Source organism: Geothrix sp. SG200, from assembly GCF_022808935.1.
Taxonomy (GTDB): Bacteria; Acidobacteriota; Holophagae; order Holophagales; family Holophagaceae; genus Geothrix; species Geothrix alkalitolerans.
In genome coordinates this window covers 114,254-126,972 of record NZ_JAKZFR010000006.1, presented here as the reverse complement: position 1 = coordinate 126,972, position 12,719 = coordinate 114,254, and the positions used below count along the sequence as shown (strand labels likewise).

7 protein-coding genes and 2 tRNA genes are annotated in these 12,719 nt (G+C 57.9%); 4 read left to right on the top strand and 5 right to left on the bottom strand.

Translation table 11 applies throughout. The features are described 5' to 3' along the window. Window positions 1-69: 69 nt before the first annotated feature. Window positions 70-146, top strand: a tRNA-Met gene (locus ML539_RS12565). Window positions 147-1,842: 1,696 nt separating this feature from the next. Continuing rightward, window positions 1,843-2,415 carry a hypothetical protein gene (locus ML539_RS12560; RefSeq protein ID WP_243324348.1) on the top strand — a complete coding sequence of 191 codons (573 nt, stop codon included), beginning with the start codon at window positions 1,843-1,845 and terminating at the stop codon, window positions 2,413-2,415. Between the two features lie 413 nt (window positions 2,416-2,828). Here the strand turns inward: ML539_RS12560 and ML539_RS12555 are convergent, their stop codons facing one another. Next, a complete protein-coding gene (locus tag ML539_RS12555) occupies window positions 2,829-3,449 on the bottom strand; it encodes a hypothetical protein (protein WP_243324346.1) in 621 nt (206 codons plus the stop codon). 8 nt (window positions 3,450-3,457) lie between these two features. Further along, complete coding sequence (locus ML539_RS12550; protein ID WP_243324344.1) at window positions 3,458-4,480, bottom strand: ImmA/IrrE family metallo-endopeptidase; 1,023 nt, start codon at window positions 4,478-4,480, stop codon at window positions 3,458-3,460. A gap of 411 nt (window positions 4,481-4,891) precedes the next feature. On the opposite strand from ML539_RS12550, the gene ML539_RS12545 reads away from it, so the two are divergent. Continuing rightward, window positions 4,892-5,491, top strand: a complete 600-nt coding sequence (locus ML539_RS12545; protein WP_243324337.1) for a sce7726 family protein — start codon at window positions 4,892-4,894, stop codon at window positions 5,489-5,491. Here the strand turns inward: ML539_RS12545 and ML539_RS12540 are convergent. Further along, window positions 5,474-6,511: a beta family protein gene (locus tag ML539_RS12540; protein ID WP_243324336.1), complete on the bottom strand. Its 1,038-nt coding sequence runs from the start codon at window positions 6,509-6,511 to the stop codon at window positions 5,474-5,476. The two genes, ML539_RS12545 and ML539_RS12540, sit on opposite strands and share 18 nt — an antisense overlap. 277 nt (window positions 6,512-6,788) lie before the next feature. Beyond that, window positions 6,789-7,823 (bottom strand): tyrosine-type recombinase/integrase, encoded by a 1,035-nt coding sequence (locus ML539_RS12535; RefSeq protein ID WP_243324335.1) that lies wholly within the window; start codon window positions 7,821-7,823, stop codon window positions 6,789-6,791. A 146-nt stretch (window positions 7,824-7,969) separates the two neighbouring features. On the opposite strand from ML539_RS12535, the gene ML539_RS12530 reads away from it, so the two are divergent. Beyond that, window positions 7,970-8,046: transfer RNA gene (locus ML539_RS12530), tRNA-Met, on the top strand. Window positions 8,047-9,099: 1,053 nt separating this feature from the next. Here ML539_RS12530 and ML539_RS12525 read toward each other — a convergent pair. Next, a complete protein-coding gene (locus ML539_RS12525) occupies window positions 9,100-12,696 on the bottom strand; it encodes an SUMF1/EgtB/PvdO family nonheme iron enzyme (RefSeq protein WP_243324334.1) in 3,597 nt (1,198 codons plus the stop codon). Window positions 12,697-12,719 lie beyond the last annotated feature (23 nt).

Sequence of the window (12,719 nt, the reverse complement as noted above, 5' to 3'; positions counted from 1 at the left end):
AGTCTACCAACTCCCGCCGCTCATGCGTCCTTGCCACGCCCGAGATCCCTGCTAGACTTGATTTTCTACCGCGGGGTGGAGCAGTCCGGTAGCTCGTTGGGCTCATAACCCAAAGGTCGCAGGTTCAAATCCTGCCCCCGCTACCAAGTCCTGATGTGAAGAAGCCCTTGATGCCACTAGGTTTCAGGGGCTTCTTGCTGTGTGAGAAAGAGGTGAAGGTTACCCGTAGGTGAGCCTTCATTTTACCCTCCTCGGAAGGGTCAGGGCACAACATGGACACAACTCGAATTGCCTGAGAGTAAGGCGGGGCAAGGGTTTCCGGCCACCTCAACCGACTGAAGCCAGAGGCGGGGGGACCTGACCTTCATTCCGAGGTCCGAACTAACCATGAATGGGCACCGAATCAGGTGTGTGAAACGAAGGGTGGTAGAGACTACTAAGCTGAGAGGTTTCGCCATCCCTTAGATCGGCGCAGTAATAATTAGACTTATCTTTGAATGTCCAATGGGATGTCTTTCAGACTGAGCGCTTCCCTGAAGCAATCAGATACCCACCAATGGCCGGGCATGAACCACTAGATGGAGTGGGCGATCTTTGAATGCACATCAAGGTGAGGGGCAGGCCATGGAGTCGACAGCCACGAAATGCTTCTCTGGTATTGGCTAACGACGGGACCTGAAAGCCCCCTGAGGCCAGCCAAGTTCGATTGGAACGGGCATACCCTCCGTGTTGCCCTTCCCGGATGAGCACTCCAGGAAACAGCAATGGCCCAAGCCACTGCTTTCATTCCTGAAGCTGTCAACCATCCGAAACCCTGGATGTCTGAGGAGGCTACCAGGGGCACCGTCACGATGGGTGGATGCCCTGAGAAAGACGCGGCGAAGACAAAAGGGAGTTACAGCGTGACCGAACCTCCCATAAGCCGCGATCCTCTACCAGCACTGAGATTCATTGATTCGAGTGCTGAAGTCGTTCTCAGCGAGGTCAGGTGCAGGTAATGTCCTGCGCCGTGGCTTCAAAGGATCGGAATTCCAAGAAACCGTCTAATGCTTCACTTCGACGGTGGTTGGAAGCAAGGGATCGGAAACAGTTTTCTGATGAGAGGTGCAATTAGGCACAGCCGCTTAACCGATCGTTATAGGCGGCAGCAAGCAACTAAACCATAGGCACATCACATGTGCAGTCAACCAACCAAATAATAACAATAAGGACCCTTGGTCTCTCTTCTACTGAGAAGATCAGGTGTCAACGAACTACAGCAGCAGCAAGCAACAATCACAGCAGAAAAGGGCGATACGAAATCAGATCGACCACCATCTGGCAAACGAAATCCTCCTTGCAGAGCTTTCCAATTCATCACAAAAGCCATGGGCGGGAGCGACCCTGCAGCTCCTCCTTGGTTGTGGGAGTAAGGCGGCTGAGAGGGTCAGGATTAGGCGCGGCATAGACCTACGAGGAAGAGCCTACGGAGTAGTTGCAGGAGTCATTGACTGCTTCAATCCAGAGTGTGTGTATTGCGGCCCAATCCTCGTAAGACGCGAACTGGCGAAGCTGGATTCCAGGATCGTCGGACTTAAAAATTCCGGCGCCATTGACGGGTGCATCACCTACTCAGGAGCAATTACCTGCCAACACCACAAGGGAGATAGCATCGAAGGTTTGATCAGATTGCAGAGAGGGGCCGAAGCCTCCTTCCGAGAGTCCCCTGTAGCAAAAGGTCTCATTGAAGGGTGGATCTGCTCCACGGAATGCACGACTGGTCGTCTGCATGGAAATGGGGCCCACCCTCACACTCAGTTTACTTACACCCTTAGAGGCTTGGATACCCAGTTGCATCAACGCATGTGGGAAGCGAAGGAACAACACTTCAAAGCGCACTTTTCACGCCACAGCCTTCAGCTCATTGGCGAAGCAAGACAGGTCTCCTGGAGGTCAGGATGGGTATCCCCGCAAGGCTCAGGGGTATCGGGCTTCTTCCGTCCAGGGGGGCCGGAGAGGTGGGATCTCACGAACGAAACCATTAACGGTATCGCCAAGAATGGTGGAATCGCTTCGGCCCTGACGGGAGACGAGTATTCCGAATTCACCATGGCCCTGCAGGGCAAAAAGTGGCTCTCGCTTGGGGGATGCTTTGACACGCACGGTAAGGAAGCGATGACCCAATGTGAATTCGAGGTTGCGGTCATCGAGTCTGACAAATGGGACAGGCTTGCACCCAGAACGCGCAGGATCCTCAAGACGATCGCCATGAGTCCGGAGTATTGGAGTGTGGAAGAGGTCCGAGCCTATGCCGACTTAGCAAACCAAGGGAGCTTCGCCATGCTTGTCGATGGGCAGATTCAGAGAAGGTTTGATGTCGATTGCCTCCGTATTCCGGACATCGCAATTAAAGTAGCTACCACACTCATCTGGTAATGGTACTGATAGGGAACCATGTTCCCTCCCCTGGATTCTGACTCTAGTAGGCGGGTGCATTCATGCTGAAAGGAGGGTGATTGAGATAGGTCACTCCCCTTGAGTCAATTGGCATTTTCGGCCCCTCAAGGATCCACTGCGCTGGAAGCGACGATAGGAGCCCACCACTCAGTGGTATTCCAAGGACTCCAATGCATGACGGCCTCATTCTTCATGGAATGAATGGATGGCCCACTGAGCCACACGCCCCAATCATCTCGGTCCCCGATGAAGGAAGTCACACTAGGGACTCATAAGAACGGAAATTACTTCTTCGCTCGGTTGATGGATCGGCCCCAAGAACACTGAATGCCGCAGGGAATAGAATGGCCTTCTGGGGGTATTCACACCTCGGGGTCTGGGCCAATCACCAGTTAAGGATGAACTAATACTGTGGTGATTTTTGCGAGGTCACCTAGGTAGGAGGTCAACCCTTCATGAATGGAAGGGGCTGACGCGCTGCATGCGGGAGGAACAATGCAGTCTGTGGCCTTGTCGCGTCCCCTTGCTTGATCGACGCCGGTTGCAAGAGCGACGGGACCGCTCACTTCAAGCACATGTCGGAGTAGATGTTCGCGGCAGAGAACTTTGCCTCTGAGCATGTCCGCGATGTCTGAAATGCTTGGATGAGCAAGTGCACGCAACGCCCTCTTATCGCCAGTCAGGAGCAGACCCTCGCCCTTAGGGAGCCAGAAGGCCAAGGCTGAAATCAGGATGATCTCACCACCATCCAATCCAGGCATTTCCTCGAGTCGACTCAGAACCGCCAAATCAAGGCCTGGGGGAGGAGCGGTCAATTGAATTCGCTGGGCGAGTTCCGCAGCCACTCTGGGGTTAGAGAAGAGCTTCGGATCACATTTTTTTGTCCTAAATCGTAAGCTATCCAGAACAGTAATGGACTCCCAAGGAGCCCCCACCATTCTGGGAATGACATCCAAAAACCCCCAATGTGCGGCGTCCAGCAATACATCATTGTCTGCAAATACTCTTCGCATGGGCAGCCTCAGCCCTCGGCTACCAATCCGGTGATTTGTTCCAAATAGTCTCGGAGGTCATCAGAGATGGATTGCATGTCGATCTCTCGCGTCATCCGATTCACTAGAGCTGGCTGAGCATCCAGATCGTCTGTAAGGAACTTCAGTGCTATTCGAGCTTCAGGCCATGCATGCGTCATGAACGCGTGGCGAAGGACGAGATGGCCTGGTGCCGTCTTTAGAGCGGAGGCCAACTCACTCGCCTTGGCCGCAAGCTCGATCGCGGGCATTGCGTGGCCCCATTGAGCAATTTGTCGTTCGACTTCATGCCCGCCTAGGAGCTCTAGAGCAAACTCGTTCGCGCTTCGCTCTTGTTGATCCATCTGGGACTGAGCATCAAATTCCGAAGTATCCGTCAATGAGCCCTCAAACAAGGCTCCGTTTTCAGGAATATGGCCAAGACATATGTGACCTAATTCGTGGGCAAGGAGGAAGCTTATCCAAGCCTTTGAATTGGTGCGGAGAGCCAAGATAATTGCGGGTCGACTACCCACCTTGATCGCAGCGGCATCCATCTTCCGAATCCCCTTGGGGAGGTAAGGAAGTGGAATCACAGGGATTCCAATATTCCATGCAAAATCAAGAATTGCATCAAAATCTATGCGCCTATTTGGCGTCTTTAGAAGCTCTGCCCTGACGGACTTCACACTAATCCGCCCATGAGATTCCGCTACAGGTATTGAACCGAGAATCGCCTTCGCCAATCCCGAAGCAATCATCGCGGCAGGCCGAAGCTGATCTGGAGAAACCCTTGCTGTGTGTTTGAATCTAGGTCGGGAGATGCTTTCGCAGGGTTGAACCCTTCCCTCGATTAATGCCTCTGCCTCAAGGCTTAGTCGGCGGCCGAGGAGAATGGCCGTTTCCCAGAGACCTGAATCCGTTGTGGCGACCTCTGGATCCCACCAATCAGGCAGGATTGCCCTGACCTGACCCTTAGTTAGGCCGACCTCCTTGAGTCCTCGGTATACATCAGCGAGCGCGTGTGCGGCCATGGGCAGCTCCTGAAGGTTGGACGGAAGGATCGAGGGTGCAGTTGCGGAGGAGTGGAGTTAAGGATTCTACGATCCGAGCGAGGATCAGTGCAGCTGCTGGATTGTCGCCAATGGCGTTGTGAAGCACATGGGAGAGTCGGCGCTCCTCCTGCCCTCGGGGAAGGAGCATGGCTGGATCAATATCCGCATATTTGCATAATTCGACGATGTTTTTTGAGATCCTTTTTGTCTTGCCTGAGAGGAAACGACTTATGATGCTTTGCGGGACTCCAGATAGGCGTGAAACCTCCAACTGACTGTGTTCATTTTTTTTCATTTTCCTCATGAGAGCCTGGCGAATGCCCTCGATGCGAGAATCTGTGGTGTGCCTTCTATTTTGCATAGTTGAATATCTTATGCCATACTGGCGGCATGGCACAAGCCCCTACCCTCCTGAGTGAGTCGGCCATCCGAACGGCACTCGTGCTGAAGTTGCGTTCTCGCCTACAGGGTGGAGAGGTCTTGGTCGAGGAGCTAGGAGTTGAACACGGGGCTGCTCGAATCGATGTAGCCCTAGTGTCGAATCACCTGGTGGGTTTCGAAATCAAAAGTGATTTCGACAACCTAGATCGTCTCGCACGCCAGATGCACACCTACCACAGAATTTTCGACTCGCTCACGATTGTGACGACCATGGCATACATTGCACAGGTCGAGGCATTGCTCCCTAGATGGTGGGGAATATTTTTGGCCGTCCCGAGCGAGGATGGGATGGTGGTCCTAATTGAACAAAGACCCGCGATGATACACAACCGACAGGATCCGGCGAGTTTGGCCGGGTTGCTTTGGCGCGATGAGGCCTACGGATTTTTGGTTGCTGAGGGTGGAGCAGCAGTGAAGGCCAAGGCACCCCGGCACACAATTTATGAGGCTATTGCCAAGGCCATCCCGCTGGAACGGATTCGAGCCGAGGTCATCGCGACCCTTCAATCGAGAATGTCACTCCGCTCACGATCACACATGGCCACTTAGCAATTGGCGGACAGTGTAGACAAGGTGATGGCTGGTGGCATCCCGCCTCCAAGTCATCAGATTGCCTGAAGTGCTGCCAGGCTTCGCGTGATGATCGTATCGACCATCTCCGAAACTGAAGGTGGTTCCCCCATAGTTGGCGTGCGCTACCAGGAGCTTACAAAGGCTGTTGTATTGACCCATTCCACCGGCTCCCTTCGTCTTGATGCCAGAGCCTCGTAGTAACCACCAATGATTTTTCAAGGTGTAGCGGATTGCTGCAGCTGGATTCATTTCCCAAGGATTCAGATCTTCTAATGGCTTCGGGCTTGTAACGCAATAGTCACCAAAGGCCACACCCGAACAGCCCGGAAGAGCCCGAACCAGTTTCCAAACTTCCAGTTCCTTTCTGAGCAGGTTATTCGCCGCGCCGACAGGGATACCCGCAAGTGAGTAAGGGAAGGAGCCTCCTGCGACAGCGACTTGATGCACTAGACCACTTGCCTGGATGTCCCTAACGAAAGGATGGGCCATGCCCGCTAGAGCAGTGAGGTCAATATCGCCAATAGCGTCAAGATCGATGACTGCATACAACAGAGTATTCCGGCCACAAGCCTTCCGGATGGCTTGCAAGATCGAAAGGGCGGTGGGGAGATTCGTTTCATTCGGAAAGATCCGAAGCACAAACCCCGGTTGCTTATTGAATACACTCAATCCGGTGATCCCAAGCAAAGCATCAGCGGCCTGGACGACTGGCCATACCTGTAATCCCTCGCTTTGAAATGCGGTGGTGAGTTTTGCTAATTCTGCTAGGGGAACTGGGCCATCATACGCCGCCGAAAGATCGATGCCGATTGGCGCGCTGGCGGCCTGAGCTTTTTCTAAACTGGCTTTCAATTTGGGTTGGGCGGCCCCTGGCTCTAGCAACTGGACCTCTGCCAAAGGCAACATGCTTGTTCGGTCTCCAGGCACAAGGTTTTTAACTGCGCCTTGCTCACCCAATTTCCAACGAAGGATCGGGAAGTATGGAAAGGTAGACATGCCTGGCTCCTTATTGACGAATCAACTGATGACATCCATAAATCACCTTCGAGTATTGAAATATACATAATTTCAGGGACATCAGTGCAACTAAGGCTGAACGGTGGAAGAATGCACCCCCAACGGTAGTGTCATCACCATAAGAACCAGAAAAAAAGCGAAAAATAGGCCCCCACAACCACCTCGCTGAACATCACTGCCCAACGCCCGGCGAGGTTCTGTTATTCCCGTCATTGGTTTGCCAAATATCAATATTCGAGGACCCGAAGGGGCTTGTTCACGCAAGTCCGAGCCTTTGCTCTAGAACTTCCTGTGCTTTTCGTTTCGCAAGGAGGTTGGTCTCTACATAGATCATCGTCGTCGAGACATTCTTGTGGCCCAACATGTCTTGAATCGCTGTAATTGGCGTGCCAGCCTCAGCATGAAGTGTTGCAAAGGTGGCACGAAGGCGATGGTTTGTAATTCGAGAGAATCCCATCGCCTTACAGACACGCTGTAGCACCTTTTTGCAGAATTGTGGCCGGTGTGGCTTGCCGTCAGCGGCAGGGAATATCCAAGGACTGATTGTGATGGGTAGTCTTTGAAGCTCGCTCAATAACCAATTCGGAATTGGCAGCTGTCGCGCCTCCTTACCCTTAGCTTTTCCAGGTGTATATACCCTCGCTTCTATGTCAATCCATTCCCACCTCATCCCAAGCGCTTCGCTCTCTCTGAGGCCTAGCCCGACCATGACCCTTAGCAATGCGCGAATATGCGGGTTGGCAGTCTGAGCATCAACCGTATCAAAGAACTCTGTCAGTCGTGACGCAGGGATGGTGATCCTTGGTCTTCTCTGAATCCTCAGCGGGCTGACCTTGAATGGTAGCAATTTGATGCATTGAAGCCTGATCCCGTAATTCAGGAGGGTTGTAAGAACCTGAATGGTGTTGTTGGCGTATCGCTGCGAGCACCCATTTGCAAGTTGGGACTCACGGAGTTTCAGCACCTCAGTGGAAGTGATCTGATCCAGATGGCGTGAGCCGAAGCGCGGGGCAATCCAGCGGCGATAAATGCACTCAACGGAAACCAAATGCCCACGACTGAAGGCTGATTTGTGGCCGATCAACCAGGAGTCAAACAACTCTTGAAGGGTTGGCATTCTGCTAACGATGCGATGCTGACCTTCAAGTAGCTCTCTTCTCTTCTCTTCTAGGATCTTCCTGGCTGTTGCTAGGTCTGTTGCCCGTGTAGACCCGTGGGCCCGCTGCCCATTGACCTTCAGGGTGAAGTGCCAATAGGGGCCAACTTTCTTCAGTCCTGGGATCGATGCCATGTGGAACTCCGTCAGTGGACGGGGTTCCTTCACTCCCTACTCAGAGCCTCAAGGCACAACATGGACACAACTCCCGGCCACCATATCGGAGGGCGGCAATCCATGACCCTCCTGAACCCGCATGAACAGTAGGTCTAAGTTCCTACCGCGGGGTGGAGCAGTCCGGTAGCTCGTTGGGCTCATAACCCAAAGGTCGCAGGTTCAAATCCTGCCCCCGCTACCAACCGAACAGATGACCGGAGCCGAGTGCTCCGGTCTTTGCGTACGCCTATAACGGAAGGGCAGGATTTGGGCCTGCGAGTGGCAGCCGGCCCGCGAGCGCGCCGCGAAGACAGCGCACCGGCGCTGTCGCAGCGGACACACGCGCAAGTGGTCGCCGGCAACTGAGGTTCAAATCCTGCCCCCGCTACCAACCAAACAGATGACCGGAGCCGAGTGCTCCGGTCTTTGCGTGCGCCTATAACGGAAGGGCAGGATTTGGGCCTGCGAGTGGGATTGCGGAGGCAGGACTAGATGTCCTGCCGGAGCAAGACCGGGGTCTGCGCAGCGGGACCAGTTCAAATCCAGATCGCATGAGTCGGCGCCAAAGGCGGAGACGGGCAGGATTTGGGCCTGCGAGTGGGATTGCGGAGGCAGGACCAGATGTCCTGCCGGAGCAGGACCGGGGACCGCGCAGCGGGACCAGTTCAAATCCGGATCGCATGGGTCGGCGCCAAAGGCGGAGACAGGCCGGATTTGGACCTGCGAGTGGCAGTCGCCCGATGAGCGCCACGCGAAGGCAGCCCGGGAGCTGTCGCAGCGGATACAGGCGCGATTCATTGGCGGCAACGGTTCAAATCCTGCCCCAGCTACCAATCAAGAACGCCGCCACCATTGAGCCATGGTTGTTTTATAACCGCATGACCACAAGGCCTCGGGTGCGGCGATGCGCTAGGAACCTCCATTCAGGCGCTTCTGGTGGTGAACATAAGGGCGGCTGGATTCAACTCCTTCTGCATCCACTTCCACGGCCCCGCCATTGATCCCAGGTTCAAGAACAGCCGAGCCCAGATGTGGATGCAGATGGCGGAATGGGCCGAGCGTGGCGGTGCGCTGCCCAACATGCCCGAGTTGGTGGGCGGCCTTTGGTGGGAACCGCAACATCAGTCGAAAGTCCTGATCCCCGCTCGCCCCGGCCAGGGACTGAGGCCGGGAACCAACGGGGATCGGACATTCAGGAAGGCCTCAGACCTGTGCCGGCCCCGGCGCAAGTGCGCCGGGGCCAGAGGGGCAGGCATCAAGGCAGCGGGAGGACCAGGCGGAAACCTGCGTATTCATTGGCGGGAGTGGGAACTGGATTGATGGGATAGGCCCCACGTCGCTTGGACTGGCCATCGCTCGCGGTGCCAGCCCAGGAACCGCCCTTGTACGAGTGCTGGATGTTCGGCGTGGCATCCAGCCAGGCACTGCCATCAACCGGGAGCGGGGGGATGCCCGCTCCAGTGACGGAATAATCGGCATGCCAATCATCCCGGCAGAGCTCCCACACGTTGCCGATCATGTCGTACAGGCCCCAGGCGTTGGGGAGTTTCTTGGTTACCGGCTGAGTGGTCAGGTTGCTGTTGCCGGAATGCCACATGTACTGCTGGACGAGCAGGATGACGGCCGGGTCTCCGCCACCTGGATCATAGGAACCGAAATAATAGTTATTGTTCAAGGGATCGGGGACGTTCAGCACCGTGGATCCACTCCCGGCCCGGCAGGCGTATTCGTACTCAGCTTCCGTGGGCAGACGGAAGGAACTGCCTGCTAGCGGGCCCGTCAGAACCGACGCCGCGGCCGAATTCAGCATGTCCAGGAAGCCCGTACTGGGGGTGGTAATGGCGTCGAAGTCCACCGTTTCCACAGGCCGAGTCAGCTCCTCCGGATCCGGGAATCCATTGCCCGTTGTGAAATGCGCGGGGTTGTTGTTCATGATGGCCACCCACTGGGCCTGGGTGCAGGGCGCCTTCGAGATGTAGAACGCCTTGCCCAAGGTCACGCCATGTGAAGGCTGCGTCGAGGGATCTGACCCGACAACAGACTCCGTTTCGCCCATGGTGAAGGTTCCCGCCGGGACCAGGACCAGGTCGATCGAGGTGCTGAGGATCGGCACCATCGGGTCCGCAGGCACCGTGACGGTCAGGTACGGGGCGGGGTAATCCACGCCTACGGTCGCGGTATTGGTGCCCGCGAGGGCGAGGGTCTGGGTCAGCGAAAGCACGGCAGGGTAGCGCTGCAGGTTGGCGGGTCCCAAGGTCCCAGGCGTGCCGGTGCCATCGACGCCTCGCCCCTGGCCAGGTTGGCTCGGGTCCGTGACCACAGCGGGGGTGATGGTGTAGTCGCCGTCCGCCAGGCCCGAGAGCGTTTGCGTGGCAGCGGTTAGCACCGCGCTGGTGTAGCCGTTGGGTCCAGTGACAACCACATTGCCTGGCAGGCTGCCCAGCCCCGTGATGTTCACGGTGAGGGTGTTACCCACGGTCACGGTGGCCGTAGCCGTGGCCGTGGCGGGAGTGGTCGCCGTGTTGGTCACAGTCAAGGTGAAGGTGGTGGTGGTCGTCAGGTTGCCGGTGGTCTCGGCAACCGCGGTCGTCACGGCACCGACGCCATGGTCAACAGAGCCTGATCCACCGGTGAAAGCTCCGGTCAGGGTCGTGCTCGTGCCCGGAGCGATGAGCGAGTCCGCGGCCGTGAAGCTGGTTATCACGGGCGGGTCCACCACATTCACGGTCACCTGGGCTGTCGCGGGGGTACTCACGCCATTGTCCACGGTCAGGGTATAGGTCGTGGTGACTGTCGGGCTCACATTCTTTGTTCCGAGGCTGGTGACGGAGCCCACGCCCTGATCGATGGAACCCGTGCCTCCACTGAAGGTGAACGACAGGGTGGTGCTAAGGCCGTTGGTGATGGTGATGGTGCTGAGGCCGCCACTTGCGGTGAAGCTGGTGATGGCCGGAGCGGCCACGATGGTGCAGGTGGCGGTTCCGGCCATGGAGGCCGTGCCGGCGGCATTGGTGACGATGCAGGACAGGATGGTGCTGCCGGATGCGCCCGCCGTGAACGTGATGCTGGTCGTGCTGGCGCCGGCCGTGATGCTTCCATTCGTGATGGTCCAGGCATAGGTGCTGCCCGGCTGAGCCGGGACCGACGCGGTGTAACCCGCCTGGCTGGCGGTCACATTGGCCGGGGCCGTGACCACCGGAGTCGTTGGTGCGGCCACGATGGTGCAGGCGGCGGTTCCGGCCGTGGAGGCCGTCCCGGCGGCATTGGTGACGATGCAGGAGGGCGTGGCGGTCCCGGATGCCCCCGCCGTGAACGTGATGCTGGTCGTGCTGGCGCCGGCCGTGATGCTTCCATTCGTGATGGTCCAGGCATAGGTGCTGCCCGCCTGAGCCGGGACCGACGCGGTGTAGCCCGCCTGGCTGGCGGTCACATTGGCCGGGGCCGTGATCACGGGAGTCGTCGGTGCGGCCACGATGGCGCACGTGGCGGTTCCGGCCGTGGAGGCCGTGCCGGCGGCATTGGTGACGATGCAGGACGGGATGGTGTTGCCTGAGGCTCCCGCCGTGAACGTGATGCTGGTCGTGCTGGCGCCGGCCGTGATGCTTCCATTCGTGAGGGTCCAGGCATAGGTGCTGCCCGCCTGAGCCGGGACCGACGCGGTGTAGCCCGTCTGGCTGGCGGTCACATTGGCCGGGGCCGTGATCACGGGGGTCGTCGGTGCGGCCACGATGGTGCACGTGGCGGTTCCGGCCGTGGAGGCCGTCCCGGCGGCATTGGTGACGATACAGGAGGGCGTGGCGGTCCCGGATGCCCCCGCCGTGAACGTGATGCTGGTCGTGCTGGCGCCGGCCGTGATGCTTCCATTCGTGAGGGTCCAGGCATAGGTGCTGCCGGCCTGAGCCGGGACCGACGCGGTGTAACCCGCCTGGTTGGCGGTCACATTGGCCGGGGCCGTGACCACGGGAGTCGTCGGTGCGGCCACCGCGGTCACGGTCACTGGCAGAGTGACGGCGGTGCCCGTTGCGTTGGTCACAGTCAGGGTGAAAACCGTTGTGGTCGCCACATTGCCCGTGGGCACGGCAACACCGCTGGTCACGGTGCCGATGCCGTGGTCCACAGTGCCCGTTCCCCCCGTGAACACTGCGGTCAATGTCGTGCCGGTTCCCGTGGTCACGGGACTCTTGGCTGCGACGAAGCTGGTGATGACCGGAGCCGCGATCACCGTGAGCGTGGCCCCACTGCTGTTGAGCGTCCCAGCGGCGTTGGTCAAGGCGCAACGATACTGTGTGCCCGTGTCACTCAAGGAGGTGGCGGCTGTCGTGTAACTGGCGCTCGTGGCGCCCGTGCCGCTGGACACGTTCGCCCAGGTGGTTCCGTTCGTGCTGGATTGCCACTGATAGGTAGCGACCGGGCTGGCATCCGGCACCACGGTGAAGGTGGCCGTGGCACCGGCCGTCACACTCGCGTTGGCGGGTTGGGTGGTGATGGCGAGCCACCGTACGGTCAGCGTGGCCGCGGTGCTGGTGGCATCCGGGCTAACGTTGTTGGTGGCCACGGCGCGGAACTGGGCGGCATTGTCCGCCTTGACAGTGGCGGCGGTGGTATAGGTCGCGCTGGTCGCGCCGGGGATCGCTGTCCAGCTGGTGCCACCGTCGTTGCTGCGTTGCCAGGTAAAGGTGGGTGCAGGCGTGCCGCTGGCCGCGGCCGTGAAGGTGGCTGCACTGCCGGCGTTCACGGTCTGGCTGGCTGGTTGGGTGGTGATCAGGGGGGCCGTGTTTGGGGGGGGCGTTCCGCCACCACCTCCGCAGGCCATGGCCAGGGCTAGTACCGCCTGGGCCAGAAACAGCCCCACGGAACGCCGGGAGAAGGATGATG

What these genes read in the sequence shown, in the direction of transcription:
- ML539_RS12560 (WP_243324348.1), top strand. Translation starts at nt 1,843, where the DNA reads ATGTGGGAAGCGAAGGAACAACACTTCAAAGCGCACTTTTCACGCCAC.
- ML539_RS12555 (WP_243324346.1), bottom strand. Translation starts at nt 3,449, where the DNA reads ATGCGAAGAGTATTTGCAGACAATGATGTATTGCTGGACGCCGCACAT.
- ML539_RS12550 (WP_243324344.1), bottom strand. Translation starts at nt 4,480, where the DNA reads ATGGCCGCACACGCGCTCGCTGATGTATACCGAGGACTCAAGGAGGTC.
- ML539_RS12545 (WP_243324337.1), top strand. Translation starts at nt 4,892, where the DNA reads ATGGCACAAGCCCCTACCCTCCTGAGTGAGTCGGCCATCCGAACGGCA.
- ML539_RS12540 (WP_243324336.1), bottom strand. Translation starts at nt 6,511, where the DNA reads ATGTCTACCTTTCCATACTTCCCGATCCTTCGTTGGAAATTGGGTGAG.
- ML539_RS12535 (WP_243324335.1), bottom strand. Translation starts at nt 7,823, where the DNA reads ATGGCATCGATCCCAGGACTGAAGAAAGTTGGCCCCTATTGGCACTTC.